This is a genomic window from Stenotrophomonas sp. CFBP 13725 (assembly GCF_014841935.1).
In the GTDB taxonomy this organism is placed as follows: Bacteria; Pseudomonadota; Gammaproteobacteria; order Xanthomonadales; family Xanthomonadaceae; genus Stenotrophomonas.
This window is the reverse complement of the sequence record NZ_JACYUV010000009.1, coordinates 97,237-121,444: the sequence shown is the minus strand read 5'-3', so window position 1 is coordinate 121,444 and position 24,208 is coordinate 97,237. Positions and strand designations below refer to the sequence as shown.

Genomic DNA, 24,208 nt, shown 5'->3' with positions numbered 1-24,208 from the left:
CGGTTTGCGCAGCAAAGCGTGGGAGCGGCAGCGCGAATGCGATGACGTGTACCCGTGCCATGGATGGCACGAAACGAGGCCCGCATGGATGCGGCTCTTGCCGTCCCCCGTCCCGCCCCACCGCCCGGCCCCCAACACGTAACCCGCTTTTCGCAGCAGCCCACCGCGAGGGGGTCTCACCCGTTCGACCCGCTCATTTACAATGAGCGCCATGAATACCCCCCAGGATTCCAGCCTCGGTCGCGAGGTCAGTTACCCATCGCAGTACGACCCCGGCCTGCTGTTCCCCATCCCCCGCGCGGCGGCACGCGCCGAGATCGGCCTGGACGCGGCGGCGCTGCCGTTCGTCGGCCATGACCGCTGGCACGCCTTTGAACTCGGCTGGCTGGATGGCCGGGGCAAACCCTGCGTCGCCGTCGCTACGGTGCAGGTGCCGTGCACCTCGCCCAGCTTGGTGGAATCGAAGTCGTTCAAGCTCTATCTCAACTCACTCAACAGTGCCCGCTTCGATACCGCAGAGGACCTAAGTGCGTGTATCGCAACCGACTTGTCCGCCTGCGCCGGTGCACCGGTAGACGTCCGCTTCGGCCTGCCGCCGCTGCGCGAGGTGCCACTGGGCGACAGCATTGATGGGCTGGACGTGGATATCGACTGCTATGGACCGCCGCGCGCGGATTATCTGCTGGCCGATGCGTCACAGGTGGTCGAGGAAACCCTGGTGTCGGCACTGCTGAAGTCCAACTGCCCCGTCACCGGCCAGCCCGACTGGGCAACGGTGAGCGTGCGCTATCACGGGCCGAAGATCGACCGCAGCGGCCTGCTCCGCTATCTGGTCAGCTACCGCGAGCATGCCGAATTCCACGAACAGTGCGTGGAGCGGATCTTCAGCGAGGTCAGCCAGCGCTGCGACCCGCAGTGGCTGGAAGTGGAAGCACGCTACACCCGCCGCGGCGGCCTGGACATCAATCCGTGGCGGGCCAGCCACGGCATCGCGACGCCGGCAACGACCTACCGGGAGCAGCGCCAGTAACGGCGCATGCCCCCCGGGCGGCACAGGCTTCACGCGAAAACCATCCCTATTTAACAACCTGTGTGCGAACGTGCTTGCCACGTAGTCATGCAGACGGGAGTGTGTTGATGAGTACCGAGAAGAAAGCCGATTTCTCCGGTGTCAGCGCCAAGGTGGACAGCACGGCAGACCAGGTCCCGAAGGCCGATTTCTCCGGCGTTTCGTCCTCTGTCGACAGCACCGCCGAGGTCGTGGGTGGCACTTACACCGTCGAGGCAGGCGACACGCTGTCGAAGATCGCGAAAGACCATCTGGGCAGCGCGAACGCCTGGAACAAGATCTATGAAGCAAACCGTGACCAGCTTGATGATCCGGACAAGATCAAGCCGGGCCAGGTGCTGAAGTTGCCGCCGAAGTAAAACGACATTCCGCGTTATCGCCGTACCCCTTGGAGGAAACCCTATGACCTGTACCCACACGCTTCGTAATGGCCTGCTTGTCGCACTGCTTGGCAGCGTCGCCCTGGTTGGCTGCAAGAAGAACGAGCCTGCAGTCGATACCACCGCCACCCCGGCGGCCGAAACCGCACCCGCTACCGCACCGGCCCCGATGACCGGCCCACCGCCGCCGATGGCCGAAGCGGCTTCGGTGAATGTTGCTTCGGTAACTGTTGGCAAAACGGCTGCGGCGGATAAATCCGTTGCAACTGCAGCGCTGTTCGCACCCAAAGACGAGATCATCGTCTCGGTTCGTACCGACGGAACCGCGAACAATGCCAACGTGGGCGCCAAGCTGACCTTCCAGGATGGTCAGGTGGCCGGTGAGCAGAGCGCAACGCTGAACACCAGCGGCGCCGAGACCACCAACATCAGCTTCAAGAACGCCAATGGTTGGCCGGCCGGCAAGTACCGTGCGGAAGTCATGGTGGACGGCAAGGCGGCAGGTACCCCGCAGGAGTTCGAGGTCAAGTAAGTCCACGCATTACCGACTCTCTCCCGGTAGTGGACTCACGATGGACGCAGCCGCGAGGCTGCGTCTTTTTTTTTGCCCGACTGGCGCCCTGTCGTCGGCAGGGCCGAGCGCGCGGCGTGGCGCTGCGCGATGGCTGGAAGCCATTGGTCAGCGCCTCTACTAGCATCGTCATCCACATCTGGCACGGATGGCGATCAAGCCGCTTGTAGCAATGGTTGCAAAACCCACCCCCGCCTTCTTTGCAAAGGGGATTCCGGGGATTCCGGGCACCGCCGGTCGTGTACGGCGATGCCGGACTTCTTTCGGGGAACTCCTTCAGCTGAGCAATCGCCCCGATTGTCCTATAGATGTCGTGCGGATTCGAAACCAGCTGTGCAGGGAAATGTCCATAAGGGCACAGAGTCAGTGCCGTGCCGAAGAAGTCGTCTGCCCCGCGGTGCCAGGAGTCAGCGCGGCACCGCTGGAGGCGTGCTGCCGCGCTGCGCTGCGCGAGGGTGGACGACTGCCGGTCCCCGCGGCAACGCCGCCGTCATTGGAGAAGCTCGCGGCCAGACAGCGGGTGGACCTCCTGATGGCGCAGGGCACCTTTCCACCGCATGCGCTATCTCAAGCGGGCGTGGCCTGCGAGAGCAGCCTGTGGCAAAGCGTGGCCGCCGCAACGTGGCGATGCCTGAAAGCAGGCACCGGCCCAGGATCGACGTATCCCTGGCGGGCTGCCCGGGAGGAACTCGAGCGCGTGGAGGTCGAGGTGGCCGTTCAATGGATCGATCAAGGCGACACCTATCGGAACGTGGTCGAGTCGCTGAAGCTGAAGGACGACGTGCAAGAGAGCGTACTGCGCCGGGTGCTGGAAGGGACGGCCACTGCGGCCCTGCGTGACGGGGGGGAATGGAGCGTGGTATGCGCGACCCTTGGCCTTCCCGACTTGAACCGGCGCCTGCTGAATGTGGTGGCCGAAACTGTCGGCACGCAGCTGATCCGGCGAGGTCACCTTTGGCGCGATGTCATGGCGCAGCTCGGGTTGAGTGATCCCCTCCATCTGCGGAGCATCCTGCACAAGGCCGCCGCACGTGGGCCGTGCCTTGCACGTGTCCTGCAGGGTGAGGGGTGGGAGCAGGTGTCCGACGCCTTCGAGCTGGATGTGGAAGGACGCACCGCCCTGCAGAAAGCCTTGGTGGATGCCAAGCTCCCCCTGCGCCTTGGCCAGGCGTGGTGGGACCTCGCAGAGGAGCTCGCCCTGGATATGCATGGCGAGGATCACCTAAGTTGTATCGTTGCAGTGACTGAAGGATTGGAGCGGGTAAAGCGTGGTGACGGATGCCGCAGCGTAATCAGCGCGTTGCGACTTCCCGGCGGCGCCGATGGGAAGCTCGAGCGTCTGGTAGTGGACACCCTGGCCATTCCCCGGTTGGCCGATGGAAAAGCGCTGGACGGTGTGATCGAAGCGCTTCAGCTCAGCCGTTGCGCCCAAGGTTTTCTAAGGCAACGCTGCCACGTGGCCCGGGTTGAAACATTGCTGGCCGACGGCATTACCCCCGCTGAGAAGGCCAACACGATGGCGGAAGATGACAGCGGTCTGCTGCGGCGCCAACTACTGAACAGCTTATGGTTGAGGCATTACGCGCCCCGATCCCGGGGGCAGCGGCCTGTAGCGCGCGAGTCTGCTTTCAAGTAAACCTGCATACCTTTACGTATGGCGGAACTTTGCCCCGCACGCTGGAAATGGGGACAATGCAGGGGTTACCCCGCCAGGGCTCCGCGCCCTGTGCACGACACGGTTGCACGTGGTCCGGCGCTGGCGCCGGCCTTCCCCTGAGATCCGCAAAGAGTCCTGATCCCCCATGTCGAATACGCCCAAGATCCTCTATACGCTGACCGATGAAGCCCCGTTCCTGGCGACCCAGTCGCTGTTGCCGGTCGTCAGTGCATTCACCGCCACCGCCGGTATCGCGGTGGAAACGCGCGACATTTCGCTGTCCGGCCGCATCCTGTCGCTGTTCCCGGAGCGGCTGAAAGACGACCAGAAGGTCAACGACGACCTGGCCGAACTGGGCAAGCTGGCCACCACGCCGGAAGCGAACATCATCAAGCTGCCGAACATCTCCGCTTCGGTGCCCCAGCTGAAGGCGGCCATCAGCGAACTGCAGCAGCAGGGCTTCGCATTGCCGGATTACCCGGAAAGCCCCGCTGACGATGCGCAGCGCGAGATCAAGGCGCGCTACGACAAGGTCAAGGGCAGCGCGGTCAATCCGGTGCTGCGCGAAGGCAACTCGGACCGTCGCGCCCCGCTGTCGGTAAAGAACTATGCGCGCAAGCATCCGCACCGCATGGGCGCGTGGTCGAGCGAGTCCAAGTCGCACGTCGCGCACATGGAGTCGGGCGATTTCTACGGCAGCGAGCAGTCGGCCACCCTGGCTGACGCAGGCAGCCTGAAGATCACGCTGCATGCAGCCGATGGCAGCGAGACCGTGCTGAAGGAAAAGACGGCGGTGAAGGCCGGTGAGATCGTCGACGCTGCGGTGATGAGCCGCAAGGCGCTGGCCGCCTTCATCGGTGAGCAGATCGAAGACGCCAAGGCACAGGGCGTGCTGTTCTCGCTGCACCTCAAGGCGACCATGATGAAGGTCTCCGACCCGATCATGTTCGGCGTGGCAGTCAACGAGTTCTACAAGGACGTGCTGGCCAAGCATGGCGATGTGCTGAAGCAGGCGGGCTTCGATGCCAACAATGGCATTGGTGACCTGGCTGCACGTCTGCCGTCGCTGCCGGAAGCCACCCGCGCCGCCATCGAGGCCGATCTGAAAGCCGAGTACGCGCATCGCCCCGCCGTGGCCATGGTCAACTCGGACAAGGGCATCACCAACCTGCACGTGCCGAGCGATGTCATCGTCGATGCGTCTATGCCGGCGATGATCCGCGACTCCGGCAAGATGTGGAATGCCGAGGGCAAGCTGCAGGACACCAAGGCGGTCATTCCGGACCGCTGCTACGCGGGCGTCTACCAGGCGGTGATTGATGACTGCCGCACCCACGGTGCATTCGATCCGGCGAAGATGGGCTCGGTGCCGAACGTGGGCCTGATGGCACAGAAGGCCGAAGAGTACGGTTCGCATGACAAGACCTTCCAGATCGCCGCCGACGGCGTGGTCAAGGTCACCGACGAAACCGGCAAGGTGGTGTTCGAGCACCCTGTGCAGGCCGGTGACATCTGGCGCATGTGCCAGACCAAGGACGCGCCGATCCAGGATTGGGTGAAGCTGGCCGTGGAGCGCGCGCGCTTGAGCGGCACGCCCGCCGTGTTCTGGCTGGACGCGTCGCGCGCGCACGACGCCCAGGTCATCGCCAAGGTGGAGACGTACCTCAAGGACCACGACACCACGGGCCTGGACATCCGCATCCTGACGCCGGTGGAAGCGACGGCGTTCTCGCTGGACCGCATCCGCAAGGGCGAGGACACCATCTCGGTGACCGGCAACGTGCTGCGCGATTACCTCACCGATCTGTTCCCGATCATGGAGCTGGGCACCAGCGCGAAGATGCTGTCCATCGTCCCGCTGATGGCCGGCGGCGGCCTGTTCGAGACCGGTGCCGGTGGTTCGGCCCCCAAGCACGTGCAGCAGTTCGTCGAAGAGGATTACCTGCGCTGGGATTCGCTGGGTGAATTCCTGGCGCTCGCCGCTTCGCTGGAACACCTCGGCAACCGCTACGACAACGCAGCGGCACGCGTGCTGGCCAAGGCGCTGGATGAAGCCAACGGCCAGTTCCTGGACAACGACAAGTCGCCCTCGCGCAAGCTGGGTGGCATCGACAACCGCGGCAGCCACTTCTACCTCACCCTGTACTGGGCGCAGGCACTGGCCGCGCAGGATGAAGATGCCTCGCTGAAAGCGAAGTTTGCTCTGCTGGCCAAGGCACTCACCGAGAACGAGGCAAAGATCGTCGAGGAGCTGGCCGCGGTGCAGGGCAAAGCCGTGGACATCGGCGGTTACTACCGCCCGGACCTGGCGAAGGTTGCCGCCGCCATGCGCCCCAGTGCCACGCTGAACACCGCGCTGGAACAGCTGCAGGGCTGATCGTCCACCGGTTGTAGCAAGGAAAGGCCCGCGCAGTGCGCGGGCCTTTCTGCATCCGGGCACCGGTAGCGGCGACCGGGTAAGGTGGGCACGTCTCCGGTACCGAGCCTGCCATGTCCCCGATCGACATCGACGCCGAGCTGGCCCAGCGCATGGCATCGGCCATCCGTGATGGCTTCGAGGACTACCACGCAGGCTTCGCTGCGATCACGGCGCGCGCGAAAGGACGTTTCGAACAGCGGCAGTGGGAAGCCGCGCAGCAGGACGCGGTCGAGCGCATCGGGCTGTATGACCGCTGCATTGCCTCATGCATGGGGACCCTGCGTCTGCTGGCAGGCGATGCCATCGGCGAGCGCGCGCTGTGGCTGCAGGTGCACGCGCGGTACACGTCGTTGCTGAGCACCCTGATCGACGCCGAGCTGTATAAAACCTTCTACAACACCCTCGCACGCCGGCTGTTTGCAACACGCGGCGTGGATGGGCAGGTGGAGTTCCTCGCGCTCGACGTCGAACCTTCCGATGCGATCACCCATCCGGTCGCGCGGCACGTCTATGCCGTGTCGGCACATCGCCCGGCCGATGCCTTGATGCGCGTGCTGGGCGACTATCGTTTCGGTGTGCCGTATGTCCACCAGCTACGCTGCGCTGCTGCTGTATCGATACGGCTGCAGGACGACCTGGCACATTGGGGGACGCATCCCGTGCGCGGGATCGAACTGCTGGATACCGTGTTCTACCGCGAACGACGTGCCTATCTGGTTGGCCGCGTCTTCGGCGAGCACCGTTTCTCCCCCTGCATCATCGCGCTGGTGAACGATGGCCAAGGCCTGCGCGCAGACGCCGTACTGACCCGGCGTGCCGACGTGGCCCATCTGTTCGGGGTATCGCGCAGCTACTTCCACGCCAACCTCTCCACGGTGGGCGATGCGGTGGTGTTCCTGCGCAGCCTGCTGCCCGGCAAGCCCATCGATGAGATCTACACGGTGCTGGGACGCGCCAAGCAGGGCAAGACCGAGCGCTACCGCACCTTCTTCCGTCATTTCCAGGAGCAGGCCAACGAGCAGCTGGTACATGCCGAGGGCACGCCTGGCATGGTCATGGCCGTGTTCACCCTGCCCAGTTATCCGTTGGTGTTCAAACTGATCCGCGACCGGTTCGCCTGGCCGAAGGCCATGTCGCGGCAGCAGGTGGAAGACAAGTATGCACTCGTGTTCAACCTGGACCGGGTAGGCCGACTGCTGGACGCACAGCCGTATCGGCACCTGCGCTTTCCGACGAGGCGCTTCGCCCCGGCACTGCTGCAGGAGCTGCGCGAACAGTGCGCATTGAGCGTGCAGGTGGATGATGAAACGGTGGAGATCGCGCTGTGTTATGTGCAGCGGCGATTCCGTCCGCTGAACCTGTACCTGCGCGAACAGGGGCCGACCGGTGTCCGGGCAGCGGCGCTGGACTATGCCCAGGCGATCACCGACATGGCGCGCAACAATATCTTCCCCGGCGACATGCTGCCGAAGAACTTCGGCGTATCACGGCACGGTCGTGCCGTGTTCTACGACTATGACGAACTGTGCTTGGTGAGCGACTGCGTTTTCCGCGACTGGCCGACGCCGCGCAACGATGAAGACGCGATGTCCGACGAGCCGTGGTTTCATGTGGGACCGCGGGATGTGTTTCCACAGCGTTTCGGGCCCTTCATGGGGCTGCCGGCCCTGGAGTTGACCGCGGTGCGCGAGCACTTCGGGCACCTGTTCGATCCGGCGTGGTGGCGTGACCTGCAGCAGCAGTTTGCTGACGGTGTGCTGCCCGACACGCCGCCCTATGGCAGCTCGCATCGTTTGGCCTGAGAGCACGATCAGACGACCGGAAGCTGCAAGCGTCGCGTGCTGGCGCAGGGCACGATACGAGCCTGTATCCAGAACCGGAGATCTGCGTGAACCTGTATCCCATTGCACAGAACATCCCACAGCGTGCTCCGGCGCCGATGAGCCGCGGCATCGCAGCCCAAATCCACAGCGTTGATTCGGGTGGACCGGTCTCCGCTTCCAACGCCGTGCTGCCACATCAGGTCAGCAATGGAGAGACCTCATTCTGCCAACTGCCTGATGGAAAGCCGTCTGACAAGATCAAACAGGCAGGAACCGCCGAGCGCGCAGCGCAGGCGAGGGATCCGATGCTGCGGCACTACGAGCAGGACCTCGAGATCGCGTCCAAGCAGGCGTATCGCGCCAAGCATTGCAGCCACCTCAAGGTCGACAGGCCCGTTGAGAATCACGTGGCAAAGCTCGCATAGAAGGGTGGAGGTTCGGGTCACTCGCTTGCCTGCACCACTTTGCTATCCTCTGCGCTCATCGACACGGAGCAGTCAGGATGCGTACGAATCTTTTGCTTGGCATGGCATTGGCCCTCGGCACCGGCGGCATGCTGGTACCCGACACGGCGCCGGCGCAGTCCGCCCGCGCGGCGCGCGCGCAGATCGAAGGCAGCATGATCCTCACTGGCACCGTCGGCATCGCGACCGACGGCTCGGTAGACGGCTTCACGCTGGACCATGAGGACAAGGTCGATGCGGACATAAGGGATCTGGTCAAACGCACGGTCGTTCAGTGGCGTTTCGAGCCGGTGCTGCGTGATGGAAAAGCGGTTCGCGCCAAGAGCCCGGTCAGCCTGCGCCTGGCGGCAGAGCGTGCCGACGAGCAGCGCATGAATGTGGTGCTGAAAAGCGCCAGCTTCGAAGAGTACGACCCGGAGGCGACTGACACGGTAACTTTTCTGCGCATGAACCCGCCGGCCTATCCGCAGGCACTTTTCAATGCGCGGGGTGCCGGCGTGGTGAATCTGCTGCTGCGTGTGGCACGCGATGGCACGGTGGCCGATGTGGTGGCGGAGCAGGTGAACATGCACGTGGTGGGATCGGAGCGGCAGTTGCAGAGCCTGCGCGCGCTGATGGAGCGTAACGCCCTGCTGGCGGCGCGCAAGTGGACGTTCCGCCCACCGACCACGGGTAGCGACGTACAGGAAGATTACTGGACCGTGCGCGTGCCAGTGCAGTACTCCATCGAGGGATCGTCCGCGCGTTACGGCCAGTGGCAGGCCTTCATACCGGGTCCGAAGTCGCGGGCGCCGTGGCTGTCCGCAGGCGAAGGCGAGACGGATGCGACCGATACGCTCGTCGCCGGTGGCGTGTACAAGGTGGGTGGGGAAGACAAAGGCCCCCGCTTGTTGACCCCGCTGGGCTGAGCCGCACGGTCCAGATGGCCTGGTGTCGGATCATGCAGCGGTGCGGAATCGATCCGCACCGCGCCCAGCTACCGGTACGGGTAGACCACGCTGCGGTTGCGACCCTGCTCCTTGGCCATGTACAGCGCCTTGTCGGCCATGCGCAGGGCCTGCTCGGCATCAGCGTCAAAGGTCGGGTAGTGCGCGACGCCGACCGACACGCTGACGTGGCCGACGGCTTCCACCGCCGTCGCGGCGATCTGCTGGCGCAGCCGCTCGGCGATCGCCAGGGCGTGCTCGGCGTCGGTGGTGGGCAGCAGCATCAGGAACTCTTCGCCGCCGTTGCGGCACAGCACGTCGCCATCGCGTGAGTAGCGTCGCATCTGTTCGGCGATGTGGCCGATGACCTGGTCGCCGACGGCATGCCCGTGCTTGTCGTTGATGGCCTTGAACCGATCGATGTCGAGGGCAAGGATCGCGAATGACTGCCCCTGCACCTTCCAGCTTTCCAGCGACTGCTGTAGTCCGCGACGGTTCAAGAGGCCCGTCAAGGGATCGGTCCGGCTTGCGCGGTTCAGCGTGCCGATGCGGTCCTGCAGCGTGTTGATGCTGTACAGCACGGCCTGCTTCAACTGAGCCACTTCGAAGTACCATGCGCGGATGCTGCCGACGTCACTGATTGCAAGGCGCGTATCGCCTTCCTGCACGTTGCGCGCCAATTGCCACAGGGGCAGCGAGATGCGCCGCGCGAACCACCAGGTGACCAGCAGCGACAGCACGCCCAGCGGGATGGCGCGCCAGATCACCGCCGACATCAGCTGTGACAGCGGCTGCAATGTCGCTGCCGTTGGACGCTGCGCGACCACGCCCCAGCCGGTGGCGGGTACCGGCGCATAGCCGGCCAGCATCGACACGCCCCGGCTGTTGCGGATCTGCGCCGAACCGCGTTGCCCGCGCGATACCGCCTCGATGACCGGATTACCGGGGGCGTAAGTGCCGACGCGTTCGGGGTCGATGTGATACAGCAGGCGGCCGGTACGGTCGACCACGTAAAGATAGGAGCCATCGCGGTAGTAATGGGTGCCCAGCAGGCTCTGCAGGATGCTGCGCTGGCGCAGGTAGATCGTGCCGCTGACGTAGCCCCGGTACGTGCCCTTCGCATCGAACACCGGATGCGACATGGCCACCAGCAGCTTGCCGGTGGTGGAGTCGTAAGGATCACTGACCATCGGCTGGCGCCGCTCCAGCGCTATCTGGTTGCCCACGCTGTGCAGGGTGTCGCCCTTCAGGTGCAGCGTCTGCGGTGAGGTTGCCAGCACCAGTCCGGTTTCGTTGACGATCAGTACCGAGTTGAAGCTGTTGGTCTGCAGTTGCAGGCGACTGGCCTCATCCTGTGCACGGTGGGCCTCCATGTCGGCCCGGCCGAGCAGCATGGCCGTATAGGCCAGCTGCTGCTGCGAGGAGAGGATGAAATTCTGCGTGGTCTCGGCCAGCTTGTTGGCGTATACCCGGTTGGCTTCCAGGGTATTGCTGATCAGCTGGTCACGCTGAACGCGGTAGCTGGCCATCAAGGTATTGGCCAGCGCGACCACTGCGCTGAGCAGGGCCAGGGCAAGAATGAGCGAGCCCAGGTTCAGGCGTTTTGAGATGATGCGCATGCGGGCAGATCGGGCCTGTCTGATGCTGGCCCAACCGAGGGGAACGGGTTGAGCGACAGCGCGGGACAACGCCCGCACGCATCAGGCTGCGCACGGTTCGATGGGGATGGCGGTGCCATTATCGCCGAAAGCGACAAGGCGATGGGGGTAGCGCCGAGCCATGCTCGGCGAGCGCGCAGCGCGGCCTGTGTCAGGCGTGGCGGTGCCGGACACACTCCGCCGAGCATGGCTCGGCGCTACGGCGAGCTGGGTGCGCGGCGCAGGTCAGGCGTGGCGGTGCCGGGCACACTCCGCCGAGCATGGCTCGGCGCTACGGCGAGCGAGGTGCGCGGCGCAGGTCAGGCGTGGCGGTGCCGGACACATTCCGCCGAGCATGGCTCGGCGCTACAGATGGGCGCACTGCGGGCGGCGATGGTCCGCCGCACAGGGCACGGCGTCAGCGGTCCAGCCGCTGCCGCAGGGTGGTGCGCAGGGTGGCGGCCGATGTTTCATCCAACGCCCCCAGCACTCCCCGTACGGGTGCCGGGATGTGGGCGGCGGTGTGGTCGCCTGCCTCGAACACGTAATGATCGAACATCGCCTTCCACGCTGCGCGCTGGGTTGCCGGCAGGTCGCGTATCGCCAGCAGGGACAGCATCATGGCGTTCATCGGCGAATCGGCCCATGCCGGCACCGGGCGCCACCAGTAGTTCACCAGCACGTTGAAGGGGGCCAGCCCTTCCATGTGGTGCCACCACAGCGAGGGAATGAACACCGCATCGCCAGGCTCCAGCTCAGCCACCTGCGCATGCGCCATCGCCTCGGCAAATCGCGGAAAACGCTGCAGGTCCGGTGCGGCGAAGTCGACCAAGCTGATCGCCTGACCGGCGGGGGTGAAGTCGAGCGGACCCACGTAGAGGTTACCTACCTGCTCCGGTGGGAACAGCATGACGCGTCGACGCCCGGCGGCCACGCAGGCCAGGTTGTCCGGCGCGTCGTAGTGCGCCGCGATCCGCGAGCGGTTGCCGATCCAGATGCTGGCCAGTGCATCGGCCTGTCCCAGCGCCAGCGGATTCTCCTCCCGCAGTCCGGGCAGGTAAGTATCCAGCGTAGTGGATGCCACATAGATGGTCGGTGCGTCCGGATCGCTGCGGTACTTGAGCAGGGTGTCCAGCACCACGCGCAGCGGCACCTGTTCGCGGCGGAAATTGAAGCCACTCAGGTCTTCGTTGTAGAACACCCGGCCCTTCGCGCTGGGCGCCGCAGTGGTGGCGGTGACCGGCATGCCACCGTGGTCGAACCGCTTGAGGTAGTCCGCCGCCGCCGTGTCGGAGCGCTGCCCCGCCTGGACCAGCGGCCACGCGCCGGCAAGCCCCCGCACCACCTTCGGTGTGGTCCAGCTCAGTAGTGCGGCAGGCAGTGCCGCAGGATCCGCGAGCGGGACTTCTTCGATGGGGCGGGGCGGGGGCAGGCTCATGGCTGCTTAGAACTTGTAGCGCACGCCGAACATGTAGCGAGGGCCGGTCTGGGTGGCATAGCGCAGCATGTTGCTGTGGCGGGCGTAGGTGCGCATCGTTTCGTCGGTCAGGTTGATCGCTTCCACGCTCAGCGTCAGCTGCTCGGTCACCGCGTAGCTGATGTTCAGATCGAGCTGGCCATACGCTTCGGTGTAGTTCGGGTTCGGCCCTTGGCCACCGATGCCGTTGAGGAACTTGTCGCGCCAGTTGTAGGCCGCGCGGATCTGCCACGCGTGCTTGTCATAGAACAGTACCGCATTGGCCGAATCGCTCAGGCCCACCATCGGATACTGATCGCCCAGGCTCAGGTTGTCGAACGTCAGTCCGGATTTCACCTTGGTGTAGTTCGCCGCCACGCCGAAGCCGGACTCGCCGAACAGGTGCTGCACCGCCACCTCCCAGCCTTGCAGATGATCCGAACGCTGGTTGGCTGGCAGGGTGATGTCGAACCCTGCGATCGGGTCACCCGGCTGGCCGACGATGCTGCCGGTCTGCTGGCCGGCCGAGTTGACGCCGGTAGACACAACGCCCGGGTCACCGGCGTGGTTGGTGAAGATGTAATTACGGATGCACACCGTGTCGGTGGTGACGCAGCCCGACGCCAGCGCTTCGTTCCAGTACGCCCCGCCGACCGGCGTGTGCAGGCTGCCGGCATCTTCGCGGGCGATGGTATTGCTGATGAAGTTCTTGATGTTCTTGCGGAAGAACCCGACCGAGGCGTAGCTGGCGTCGCCGTAGTACCACTCCAGGGAAAGGTCGAAGTTGTCCGACAGCAGCGGCTCCAGCGCCGGGTTGCCGCGCGAACCGGTGCCCCCCTGCGTGCGCACGATGTTGTCCAGGCGCTGCCCGCTTTCGATCTGCGTCCAGCCCGGACGGCCCAGACTGCGGCTGTAGCTGCCGCGCAGCGCCAGCGACTCGTTGATGTCCAGCTTGAGGTCGACGTTGGGCAGTACGTAATCGTACTTGCCCTGGCCGCCGATGAACGCGCCGTCGTCGGCATAGGTGATGTTGAACTCGTTGAGTGAGTTCCAGCTGATCGAGGTGGGCACGCGGACCAGCGCCAACGATTCCACTTCGGTCTGTTCATAGCGCACGCCGGCTGCGATGTGCAGCGGCATGTTCCAGTCGAAAGTGGTGCGGTACTGCAGGTAGGCGCTCTTGGATTTTTCGCTGGTACGGATGTCTTCGGAGTACTCGGTCGGGGCGAGATAGCACGTCGGGCACGCGGGCTCGGCGCCGTTGGCCACCTGCGCCGCACGGTCACGCAGGCGATCAAAATCGAACACAAGGAACTGACCGGTCAGGCGCGGATCGTCATGGCCGGAGAACGCCTTGAAGTATTTCCCCATGTCATCGGCGTACCATATGCTGTCATCGTAGTCGGCCGGCGTGCCGACGCCGCCCCAGCTGTCACGTTGCTGGATCGCAGCTGCCGAGCCGTTGTCCACCTGGGTGTGGCCCACGCCGAAATCGAGCGCCGAGTAGTCGGCGAAACGGAACACGCCCTTGGCCTGCAACTGCTCCACTTCGGACTTGTTGTAACTGTTCTGGAACACCGAACCGGTGACCAGCGCATCGGCGGCCTGCACGCCGCCCGGCGGCAGTGCGATGTTGATGATCGGCAGGTCGCCGCTGTAATCCACGGTGGTCGTGCCGCGCACATAGGCCGCCACGCCGAGCACGCCGGCCGATCCATAGGGGCCATCCGGCTGCGATTCGGCGCTGGCACGGTGGTAATCGAACGACATGTCGAGCGCGTCGTTGACTTCCCACTCGACGTTGAACCCCAGCGATTCCATGCTGTTCTTCGTGGCCAGCTTCATGCCGCCCATGGCCACGTCTCCGTTGACCACGTCCTCGCTGTACACGATGGGTGCGGCGATCGGACCATCGGTCCAGGTGCTGTCACCGGGGCCGTAGTTGAACCACACCGACAGTTCGCTGCGCTGCTGCTGCACCTTGTTCTCGACATAGGTGTAGTCCAGCGTGGTGGTGACGTTGTCCAGCGGCTTCCACTGCAGCGTGGCCTGGCCGTTGGTGCGCTGGCGCTGCACGGCGTTGACGTTGTACGCGGTGTTCTGCGGGCGGCCGTAGATGTCCTCCGCACCGGGACGGTTGGTGATGCGGTCCGAATAGCCGGTGCCCGGCTGAGGCAGTGCGCGCCAGTCGCTGGTATCGTCGCCGCGCAGTGTCGCCCAGCCTTCCGCCACGGTGGCCTGGTTGAAGCCAGAATCACGTTCCTGGTGGCTGGCACTCAGCGCCACGCCGAAGCGTCCATCGGCGTAGACCTGGCTGAAGATGCCGGACAGTTCGCCGGTGACATTGGATCCCTGCAGCGTGCGCGGCACGTTGTCGTTGGAGGTGTCGTGCACCGCCTTCATGCCCAGGCTGACCACCGGTGCGGCTTCGAGCGGGCGCAGCGTCTTGATGTTGATCGTCGCACCGATGCCACCGGTCGGGTTGTCGGCGCGGGTGGTCTTGTAGACCTCCACTGCGGAGATCGACTCGGAGGCGATGTTGGCGAAATCGAACGAGCGCGAGCCGGACAGTCCACCGCCGCCGTTGCCCAGGTTGGAGGCCGGCATCTGACGGCCGTTGAGCAGTACCAGGTTGTAGTCCGGGCCGATGCCGCGCACGGTGACCTTGGAGCCTTCGCCGCTGGAGGTGCGGTCGATTGAGACGCCGCTGATGCGCTGCAGTGACTCGGCGAGGTTGGTATCTGGGAACTTGCCGATGTCCTCGGCGACGATGCCATCCACCACGCCCTGACTGTCGCGTTTGAGGTTCATCGACGATGTCAGACTGCCGCGGATACCGGTGACCTGCACGGTGTCCAACGTGGAAGGATCCACATCCGGCGACGGCGTAGTGGCGGACAGGCGATCAACGGGTGCCTGTGCCCAGCCGGGCGCAGCCACGGCAAGCATCAGGGCGGAAGCGAGCATCGTCTTGCGGGGTACGGCCTTGTACATCCTCATTGCGATCCCTCCCCAGGGAGTGCGGAAACAGCGGGTTTAAGTTCGGCTGAAACGCGGCAACTGCTTGACGGGAGCGATTTGGGGTTGCGTTGACAGCGTTGTCAACAAACTGACATTGACCGCCCCCGCAGGCAGCGCGGCCTGCTGCCAGCTGAATGGCATGACGATGGGAGGCCACATACGGCAAAGTGTTGTCCTGCCTGTGTCCACGCGCGCAGGACGCATCGGTGGAAGCGCGCGTGCCCTGCTCAGCGGCGTGCTGCGTTGCGCAACAGTTCTGCGCAGATAAATCACCGCCGACTGACAGCGCTCGACAATTCGCACGCAAGCGCTTCACCTCCCGGCCAAGCAAGCCTGGCGCGCCGTGGAAGACGCGGGTCGGCGAACGCAGCGGGCCGTGAGCGGCAGGATCCCGCCGAGCGTCCGAGATAGGTAACGCCGACCCATGGCCGGCGAGCGTAGCGGGCTGTGAGCGGCAGGATTCCGCCGAGCGTGGCTCGGCGCTACCAGGGCGTGCGCAGCTGGCCGCGGGATGATTCCGTCCGAGATAGGTAGCGCCGATCCATGGTCGGCGAGCGCAGCGGTCCGTGAGCGGCAGGATCCCGCCGAGCGTGGCTCGGCGCTACCAGAGCATGTGCAACGGGCCGCGGATGATTCCGTCCGAGATAGGTAGCGCCGACCCATGGTCGGCGAGCGCAGCGGGCCGTAGGCGGCAGGATCCCGCCGAGCGTCGGACATCGGTAGCGCCGACCCATGGTCGGCGAGCGCAGCGGGCTGTGAGCGGCAGGATCCCGCCGAGCGTGGCTCGGCGCTACCAGAGCGTGCGCAGCGGGCCGCGGGATGATTCCGTCCGAGATAGGTAGCGCCGACCCATGGTCGGCGAGCGCAGCGGGCCGTGGGCGGCAGGATCCCGCCGAGCGTGGCTCGGCGCTACCAGAGCGTGCGCAGCTGGCCGCGGGCGGCAGGATCCCGCCGAGCGTCCGAGATAGATAGCGCCGACCCATGGTCGGCGAGCGCAGCGGGCCGTGGGCGGCAGGATCCCGCCGAGCGTGGCTCGGCGCTACGCGCCGGCGCGCCGCCCCGGTGCGGCGGTCGACTCGCGCACCAGTACGGTGTGCTCCAGGGTGATCATGGCGCCGGCGGCAGGGGCGCGGATGCGGTCGATCAACTGTTGGCTGGCCAGCCGGCCCATGTCAGCGGTCGGCTGTCGCACGGTGGTCAGCGCGGGGAAGATGTGGCTGGCGAGCGGCGTATCATCAAAGCCGCAGACGGACAGGTCGTGCGGTATGCGCAGCCCGCGGCCGCCGGCGACGCGGTACACCGCGGCCGCCATGTCATCGTTGGCTGCGAAGATGGCCGTGGGCGGGTCGGCGAGGTCCAGCAGCCGATGCGCGGCGGGGAGGCCGGACTCGAAAGAAAATTGCCCGCTCACCACCAGCGACGGGTCGTAGGCGATCCCCGCCTCGCGCAAGGCCGCGCGGTAGCCGGCATGGCGCCACTGGCAGGCACCGTGGGTGCGGGGTCCTTTGATATGCCCGATGCGCCGATGGCCAAGCGCAAGGAGGTGCCGCATCAGCTCGACCACCGCCGTGGTTTCATCCATGCGCACGCCGATACCCGTCGACGGATCGCGCGGGGCAATGCTGGCAAACGGAATGCCGTGCGTGCGGAGGTAAGCCAGCACCACCGGATCATCGGTGAGGGGCGGGATCAGCACCACGCCATCCGGCCGTGAATTCTCAAACAGGGCACGCAGGTCAGGCAGCGCGTGCTGCCCGATGCCCACCGGACCCAGCAGCAGGTTGTAGTGGTTGCCGTGGCACGCATCGAGCATGCCGCTCTGTATTTCCATCAGGTAGTTGCGTGATGGATTGTTGTAGGCCAGTGCCAACGCATACGAACGCTGGCCGGCCAGGCTGCGCGCCGACGGGTTGGGCTTGTAACCGAGCCTCGCCACGGCATCACGCACGCGCTGCTGGGTCTGCTGGCGCACATTGGGCTCGTTGTTGAGCACCCGCGACACGGTCTTGATCGACACCCCGGCCGCCGCAGCGACATCCTCGATTCGTCCAGCCATGGTGCAGACCTTCCTCCGTGGGGCAGCGGCGCGCGAGGCGCGCCCGGCGATGGTGCTACGTCGGCCTGATATTGCCACGGTGCGGCGCAGCACGGACGGCCGGTGGATGCCTGTTGCCGGTGCCTGCGGATCCCGGCGCCGCTGCGCTCGCCGACCATGGGTCGGCGCTACCGATGACCGTAGCCCGTCTGGTGGAGGGAGCCCCTGGCGGATGTTCGCACCCCGCAAACGACAAAGGCCCCGCAGTGCGGGGCCTCGTCGTACTTCCATCAGCGCCGGAAAATCAGCGCTTCATGGAACCGAAGAACTCGTCGTTGGACTTGGTGTTCTTCATCTTGTCGAGCAGGAACTCCATCGCGGCCATTTCATCCATCGGATGCAACAGCTTGCGCAGGATCCAGATCTTCTGCAGCAGTTCCGGCTCGATCAACAGGTCTTCGCGACGGGTGCCCGAGCGGTTGATGTCGATCGCCGGGAACACACGCTTTTCGGAGATACGGCGGCTCAGGTGCACTTCGCTGTTGCCGGTGCCCTTGAACTCTTCGTAGATCACCTCGTCCATCTTGCTGCCGGTGTCGACCAGCGCGGTGGCGATGATGGTCAGGCTGCCGCCTTCTTCCACGTTGCGGGCCGCACCGAAGAAGCGCTTCGGACGGTGCAGCGCGTTGGCATCCACACCACCGGTCAGCACCTTGCCCGAGCTCGGCACCACGTTGTTGTAGGCACGGGCCAGGCGGGTGATCGAGTCGAGCAGGATCACCACGTCCTTCTTGTGCTCGACCAGGCGCTTGGCCCGCTCGATCACCATTTCCGCAACCTGCACGTGGCGCGCGGCCGGCTCGTCGAACGTCGAGCTGATGACCTCGCCGCGCACGGTGCGCTGCATTTCGGTCACTTCTTCCGGACGCTCATCGATCAGCAGCACGATCAGGTGCACGTCAGGATGGTTGGTGGTGATGGCCGTGGCCACCTGCTGCATCATCATCGTCTTGCCGGCCTTGGGCTGGGACACGATCAGCGAACGCTGACCCTTGCCCTGCGGTGCCATCAGATCGAGGATGCGGCCGGTGATGTCTTCGGACGAGCCGTTGCCGCGTTCCAGGGTGAAGCGCTTGCGCGGGAACAGGGCGGTCAGGTTCTCGAACAGCACCTTGTTCTTGGACGCTTCCAGCGGCTCACCGTTGATGGTGTCCACGATGGACAGCGCGAAGTAGCGCTCGCCATCCTTCGGGAAGCGGATGCGACCGGACAGGTGGTCGCCGGTGCGCAGGTTGAAGCGGCGGATCTGGCTGGGCGAGATATACGTATCGTCCGGACCGGCCAGGTAGCTGGCTTCTGCAGCGCGCAGGAAGCCGAAGCCGTCCGGCAGGATTTCCAGCACGCCGTCAGCCGCGACGCCGTCGCCATGGCGGGTCAGCACCTTCAGCAGGGCGAAGATCACGTCCTGCTTGCGGGCACGGGCCACGCCTTCGGAAATCTGCAGCTGCTCGGCGATTTCCAACAGCTTCTGCGCCGGCATGCGCTTGAGATCGCTCAGCGAATAGACCGGGAAACCCTCCGGCACGTTGGGCTGCTGGGTACGCACGAACGGCTGCTGCTGTTCGTTGTTGTCCTGCGGCAGGCCATCGTCGCGGCCACCACGGGCAGGACGGTCACGGCGATTGCGGAAGCGATCGCGGCGGTTGCCCTGGCCCTGCTGGTTGCCCTGCGCGTTGCCCTGCGCATTGTTGCCCTGGTAAGGGCCCTGGTTCTGGCCACCGGCGTTGTTCTGCTGGCGCGGCTGGCCGGATTCGCGGCCTTCGCCACCGTCACCGCCGCTGGAAGCGGACGATTCGGAAGCCGGCGCGCTCGGCGCTGCAGGAGAAGAGGGAGGCGTAGCCGCGGCGGGTGCCGACGGCGGTTGCGGTGCCTGCGTCAACGGCAACGCCGGCTGATGGGCCGCCGGTGCGCTGGTCTCGGCACCGGACGGTGCGACGGCCTTGCTGACGCGGGGCTTGCGCACACGCTTTTCGGCGGGCGCATCAGCGCTGCCGGTTTCGGAAGTGGTATCGGACAAGAGCGTTATTCCTCGCTTGAAGGTGCGAGCGCCCGGCTGGGGCGGCGAACGAAGGGAAAGGGGTCTGGAGTGAACTGCGTCCAGAGGGTGCGGCACGCGAACGCGGGCCGGATGTGCCGACACTATCACCGGCGTGCAGCGGCTTGCAAGGGCCGCTTGTGGCAGACGTTCATGCAGAGGAGGCCCTGCGGCAGCCGGGGTCACCGGCTGCCAGTGCCTGCAGGGTCAGGCGAGCGCCTTGTCCAGCAGGCCGGCCAGCTGAGCCTTGCCCACCGCACCGATCTGCTCCGCTACCTTTTCGCCGTCCTTGAAGACGACCAGGTACGGAATCGAGCGCACGTGATACTTCACGGCCAGATCGCGTTCCTGGTCGACATTGACCTTGACGATCTTCGCGCGTCCCTGGAAGGCATCGGCCAGCTCATCGAGGGCGGGGGCGATCATCTTGCACGGGCCACACCATTCGGCCCAGAAATCGACCAGCACCGGTTCCTTGGAACCCAACACAGTGCTTTCGAAGTCAGCGGTGCTGACGTGTACAACCTTGTCGCTCATCTTGGTCTCTCGTCTGGTGATGCACCCGGCGGTGGCCGGAGGTGGGTGAACTGGGCCACGCCAGTGTGGCGCGACCCGTGTCGTTGCCTCGTGGAGCGTGCCCACGGTGCGTTGGGCGGATGCCTGGACGCTCACGGCCGGCAGTTTACGCCTATCCGCGCGAGGGGACAGAGGCCGGCTGGAACCCAGCGTATCGTGATCGAAGGCATCCGGGAAATGTGCCGGATTCCACTGTCACTACCTATCACCTAGGGGCGCGAGCCGATTGCCACAAGAGGCAGAAGGGGCTGGATTCAGGCCGTGGAGCGGCAGATGAAGACGGCGAAACGAGTCGTCTCTAATAGCTATGAGACGCTTGGGCCCGGTTTGGCGCCCCGAGTACGCTAAACTTCACCGTTGAGCGGCAAGGGACCCGACAGGTCCAGCGCCCGCCGACCCGCCGCAGGGGCCGCAGTTTGCGACGGAGCCCCCAGATGATGCCGAGCCGCCCGATTGCAGGTGGCGGCCAGACCAAGACGGACACATGAGCGACAAACCGCTGACCGATTTGACCTTTTCCTCCTTCGATCTGCATCCGGCGTTGCACGCCGGTCTTGAAGGAGCCGGATTCACCCGCTGCACCCCGATCCAGGCGCTGACGCTGCCGGTCGCACTCGCCGGTGGCGATGTCGCAGGCCAGGCACAGACCGGCACCGGCAAGACGCTGGCCTTCCTGGTGGCCGTGGTGAATCGCCTGCTTACCCGCCCGGCGTTGGCTGACCGCAAGCCGGAAGACCCGCGCGCGCTGATCCTCGCACCGACCCGCGAGCTTGCCATCCAGATCCACAAGGACGCGGTGAAGCTGGGTTCGGACCTGGGCCTGCGCTTCGCGCTGGTCTATGGCGGGGTGGACTACGACAAGCAGCGTGAACTGCTGCAGCAGGGCGTGGACGTGATCATCGCCACCCCGGGCCGCCTGATCGACTACGTCAAGCAGCACAAGGTGGTGTCGCTGCATGCCTGCGAGATCTGCGTGCTGGACGAAGCCGATCGCATGTTCGATCTCGGCTTCATCAAGGACATCCGCTTCCTGCTGCGCCGCATGCCCGAGCGCACCACGCGGCAGACCCTGCTGTTCAGCGCCACGCTCAGCCATCGCGTGCTGGAGCTGGCGTATGACCACATGAACGAGCCGCAGAAGATGGTGGTGGAGAGCGAATCCATCACCGCCGCACGCGTGCGCCAGCGCATGTACTTCCCCGCCGACGAAGAGAAGATCCCGCTGCTGCTGGGCCTGCTGTCACGCAGCGAAGGCGCGCGCACGATGGTGTTCGTCAACACCAAGGTGTTCGTCGAGCGCGTGGCGCGTTCGCTGGAACGTGCCGGCTACCGTGTCGGCGTGCTGTCCGGCGACGTGCCGCAGAAGAAGCGCGAGAGCCTGCTCAACCGCTTCCAGAAGGGCCAGCTGGAGATCCTGGTGGTCACCGACGTGGCTGCCCGTGGCCTGCACATCGACGGCATCAAGTACGTCTACAACTACGACCTGCCGTTCGACGCCGAAGATTACGTGCATCGTATCGGCCGCACCGCCCGCCTGGGCGAGGAAGGCGATGCGATCAGCTTCGCCTGCGAACGCTATGCGATGGGCCTGCCGGATATCGAGGCCTACATTGATCAGAAGATCCCGGTCGAAGCAGTGACCGCCGAGCTGCTGACCTCGCTGCCGCGTCCGGAACGCGCACCGGCTGCGCCGGGCGAAGAAGGCGACGAGAACGAGAGCGTCAGCCAGATCTTCCGTGAAGCACGCGAAGCACGCGCTGCCGAAGAGGAGCGTCGTGGTGGCGGCCGTGGCGGCAAGCCGTCGGCGGGTCGTGGCGAACGCACTGGCGAACGCAGCGGTGAGCGCCGTCCGCGTCCGCCGCGCAAGCCGCGGGTGGAAGGCGAGGTCGTGGCCGGTGCAGAAACCGCCGTCGCCGCCAGTGCTGTGGAAGGCGCCGTTGCGCCGGCTACCCTGGACAGCGTGCAGGCCCCGCGCCCGCCGCAGGCCGAAGATGTCGCGCAGGATCCTGCCCTGGCCGATGGCGAGCGCAAGCCGCGCAAGCGTCGTCGTCGTCGCAACGGCCGTCCGGTCGAAGGCGCCGAGGCCGGCACCGAGAGCGGTACGTCGACCACGCCGGTATCGCCGGTGCAGGTGATGGCCAAGCCGGTCCGTGGCGTCGATCCCAGCGACTCGTTCCTTACCCGCATCGGCCGCAAGATCCGCCGCATGCTGGCAGGCACCTAAGCGGCATCGCGTTCGCGCTGTCGCGCTCGCGGTCCGCTGGGCGGATCGCGGCCGTGTTTCTAAAGCACCTACACCCCCGGGCCTGCGGCGCTGCCCCAGGCTCAGGGGGCAGCGGTCTCACCGGTCTGCCCCGCCGCGGGCACAGGCCCTGACGCGATGTCTCCACGCCGTGGCGCCTGTCCTGCATAATCAGGGGATGAGCGTCCTGCGTTTTGACAATGTAAGCAAACAGTACGCCGGTGGGCACGAGGCGCTGACGGATGTCAGCTTCGACGTGGCGCCGGGCGAGATGGTGTTCGTCACCGGCCATTCCGGTGCCGGCAAGAGCACCCTGTTGAAGCTGATCCACCTGGACGAACGGCCCAGCCGTGGCGCGGTGGTGTTCAATGAGCGCAACCTGCTGAAGGTGCGCGGTGGCGACGTGCCCCGGCACCGTCGTGAGGTCGGCGCGGTCTACCAGGACCACCGGCTGCTGATGGACCGCAGCATTTCCGAGAATGTCGCCCTGCCGCTGATCCTGCGCGGCACGCGCCGTGCCGACATCGGCAAGCGCGTGCGCTCGGTGCTGGAGCGGATGGGCCTGGGCCATCGTGAAAAAGCCCTGCCGTCGCAGCTGTCGGCAGGCGAGCAGCAGCGCGTGGGCATCGCCCGTGCCATCGTCGGTGAGCCGCGCCTGTTGGTGGCCGACGAGCCCACCGGCAACCTGGACCCGACGCTGGCGGCAGAGATCATGGCGCTGTTCGCCGAGCTGCCCTCGCGGGGCACCAGTGTGCTGGTGGTCAGCCATGACCTGGCCCTGCTGCGGCGTATGCGCAAGCGTGTGCTGATCCTGGACCACGGCAGGCTGGTCGACGACATCTCGCCGCAGGACCTGGCCGAATGAGCACCGATACATCCCCCTCGACCGAGCGCAAGGCCAATGCGCCGGCGGCCGCTCCCTCGCGCGTCGGCATCTGGTGGCAGCACCACATGCACAGCATCGTCTTCAGCCTGGGCCGCGCCTTCCGCAAGCCGTGGTCGACGCTGCTCACCGTAATGGTGATGGCGCTGGCGCTGGCCCTGCCGCTCGGCCTGTCCATCGCCCTGGACAACCTCAAGCACTTCACCGGCAGCGTGCAGCAATCGCGCGACATCAATTTGTTCCTGAAAGCCGAGCTGGACGGTGCGACGGCCGAGGCGCTGGCCACGGAACTGCGTGCCCGCGATGACGTGCAGGCGGTGCAGTTGCGTACGCCGGACGAGGGGCTGGAAGAACTGCGCGAGAACGCGGGGCTCGGCGAAGCGATCGATGCGCTGCAGTCCAACCCTTTGCCCAGCCTGCTGGTGGTGACGCCGGCAGCGGCGACGGACGATGCCCGCCTGGCGCGTGCGTTGGGCACGCTGCCGCAGGCCGACCTGGTGCAGCATGACGCGCTCTGGCGCACGCGCCTGGATGCCTGGCTGGCCTTCGGCGCGCGGCTGGTGCAGGTGTTGTCCCTGGTGCTCGGACTTGGTGCGGTGCTGGTGGTCGGCAACACGGTGCGGTTGGACATCCAGGCGCGGCGCGAGGAAATCGGCGTGCTGCAACTGCTCGGCGCCAGTGATGGCTTCATCCGCCGCCCCTTCCTGTATCTGGGTGCCTGGTACGGGCTGGGGGCGGGTCTGGTCGCACTGGGCCTGATCGCCGGTGCCGGCGCGGCACTGTCCGGCCCGCTGTCCCAGCTGTCGCAGAGTTATGCCAGCCCGTTCGCGCTGAAGGGGCTGGACCTGCTGCATTCCTCGGTGGTGCTGCTGGCCATCGTGCTGGTCGGCTGGCTGGGGGCATGGCTGGTCACCGGACATTTCCTGCGCCAGACGCGCCCCACTGAAACCTGAG

17 protein-coding genes are annotated in these 24,208 nt (G+C 65.7%); 11 read left to right on the top strand and 6 right to left on the bottom strand.

What is annotated here, in order from left to right; all coding sequences use genetic code 11:
* Window positions 1-211 precede the first annotated feature (211 nt).
* The 8 genes from queF to IFT65_RS14780 all read left to right on the top strand — a co-directional run bounded on the left by queF (window position 212) and on the right by IFT65_RS14780 (window position 9,291).
* Window positions 212-1,030, top strand: coding sequence for an NADPH-dependent 7-cyano-7-deazaguanine reductase QueF (gene queF / locus IFT65_RS14815; protein ID WP_192082067.1), 819 nt, complete (start codon window positions 212-214; stop codon window positions 1,028-1,030).
* Between the two features lie 107 nt (window positions 1,031-1,137).
* Window positions 1,138-1,428, top strand: a complete 291-nt coding sequence (locus IFT65_RS14810; RefSeq protein ID WP_192082066.1) for a LysM peptidoglycan-binding domain-containing protein — start codon at window positions 1,138-1,140, stop codon at window positions 1,426-1,428.
* 43 nt (window positions 1,429-1,471) lie between these two features.
* Window positions 1,472-1,981, top strand: coding sequence for a hypothetical protein (locus tag IFT65_RS14805; RefSeq protein ID WP_192082065.1), 510 nt, complete (start codon window positions 1,472-1,474; stop codon window positions 1,979-1,981).
* Between the two features lie 571 nt (window positions 1,982-2,552).
* A complete protein-coding gene (locus IFT65_RS14800) occupies window positions 2,553-3,656 on the top strand; it encodes a hypothetical protein (RefSeq protein ID WP_192082064.1) in 1,104 nt (367 codons plus the stop codon).
* A 166-nt stretch (window positions 3,657-3,822) separates the two neighbouring features.
* A complete protein-coding gene (locus IFT65_RS14795) occupies window positions 3,823-6,054 on the top strand; it encodes an NADP-dependent isocitrate dehydrogenase (protein WP_192082063.1) in 2,232 nt (743 codons plus the stop codon).
* 113 nt (window positions 6,055-6,167) lie between these two features.
* Window positions 6,168-7,898 (top strand): bifunctional isocitrate dehydrogenase kinase/phosphatase, encoded by a 1,731-nt coding sequence (gene aceK, locus IFT65_RS14790; protein WP_192082062.1) that lies wholly within the window; start codon window positions 6,168-6,170, stop codon window positions 7,896-7,898.
* Window positions 7,899-7,984: 86 nt separating this feature from the next.
* Complete coding sequence (locus tag IFT65_RS14785; RefSeq protein WP_192082061.1) at window positions 7,985-8,344, top strand: hypothetical protein; 360 nt, start codon at window positions 7,985-7,987, stop codon at window positions 8,342-8,344.
* 77 nt (window positions 8,345-8,421) lie between these two features.
* Complete coding sequence (locus tag IFT65_RS14780) at window positions 8,422-9,291, top strand: energy transducer TonB (RefSeq protein ID WP_192082060.1); 870 nt, start codon at window positions 8,422-8,424, stop codon at window positions 9,289-9,291.
* A 68-nt stretch (window positions 9,292-9,359) separates the two neighbouring features.
* Here the strand turns inward: IFT65_RS14780 and IFT65_RS14775 are convergent, their stop codons facing one another.
* The 6 genes from IFT65_RS14775 to trxA form a co-directional block, all read right to left on the bottom strand.
* A complete protein-coding gene (locus tag IFT65_RS14775) occupies window positions 9,360-10,928 on the bottom strand; it encodes a sensor domain-containing diguanylate cyclase (protein WP_192082059.1) in 1,569 nt (522 codons plus the stop codon).
* Between the two features lie 436 nt (window positions 10,929-11,364).
* The gene (locus tag IFT65_RS14770) at window positions 11,365-12,384 is read right to left on the bottom strand and encodes a cupin-like domain-containing protein (protein ID WP_192082058.1); all 1,020 of its coding nucleotides are present in this window, start codon (window positions 12,382-12,384) and stop codon (window positions 11,365-11,367) included.
* Window positions 12,385-12,390: 6 nt separating this feature from the next.
* The gene (locus IFT65_RS14765) at window positions 12,391-15,402 is read right to left on the bottom strand and encodes a TonB-dependent receptor (protein ID WP_192082057.1); all 3,012 of its coding nucleotides are present in this window, start codon (window positions 15,400-15,402) and stop codon (window positions 12,391-12,393) included.
* Between the two features lie 1,060 nt (window positions 15,403-16,462).
* Entirely contained in the window at window positions 16,463-17,479 is a 1,017-nt protein-coding gene (locus IFT65_RS14760; RefSeq protein WP_192082056.1) for a LacI family DNA-binding transcriptional regulator, read from the bottom strand.
* Between the two features lie 283 nt (window positions 17,480-17,762).
* Window positions 17,763-19,535 carry a transcription termination factor Rho gene (gene rho / locus IFT65_RS14755; protein ID WP_192082055.1) on the bottom strand — a complete coding sequence of 591 codons (1,773 nt, stop codon included), beginning with the start codon at window positions 19,533-19,535 and terminating at the stop codon, window positions 17,763-17,765.
* A gap of 225 nt (window positions 19,536-19,760) precedes the next feature.
* On the bottom strand, window positions 19,761-20,090 hold the full coding sequence (gene trxA / locus IFT65_RS14750) for a thioredoxin (RefSeq protein ID WP_188325223.1): 330 nt from the start codon (window positions 20,088-20,090) through the stop codon (window positions 19,761-19,763).
* A 523-nt stretch (window positions 20,091-20,613) separates the two neighbouring features.
* Here trxA and rhlB point away from each other — a divergent pair.
* The 3 genes from rhlB to ftsX all read left to right on the top strand — a co-directional run bounded on the left by rhlB (window position 20,614) and on the right by ftsX (window position 24,207).
* Window positions 20,614-22,353 (top strand): ATP-dependent RNA helicase RhlB, encoded by a 1,740-nt coding sequence (gene rhlB, locus IFT65_RS14745; protein ID WP_192082054.1) that lies wholly within the window; start codon window positions 20,614-20,616, stop codon window positions 22,351-22,353.
* A 196-nt stretch (window positions 22,354-22,549) separates the two neighbouring features.
* Window positions 22,550-23,236, top strand: coding sequence for a cell division ATP-binding protein FtsE (gene ftsE / locus IFT65_RS14740; protein WP_188325221.1), 687 nt, complete (start codon window positions 22,550-22,552; stop codon window positions 23,234-23,236).
* Window positions 23,233-24,207, top strand: a complete 975-nt coding sequence (gene ftsX / locus IFT65_RS14735) for a permease-like cell division protein FtsX (protein WP_188325220.1) — start codon at window positions 23,233-23,235, stop codon at window positions 24,205-24,207. The genes ftsE and ftsX overlap by 4 nt, the downstream gene beginning before the upstream one ends.
* Window position 24,208: the final 1 nt, after the last annotated feature.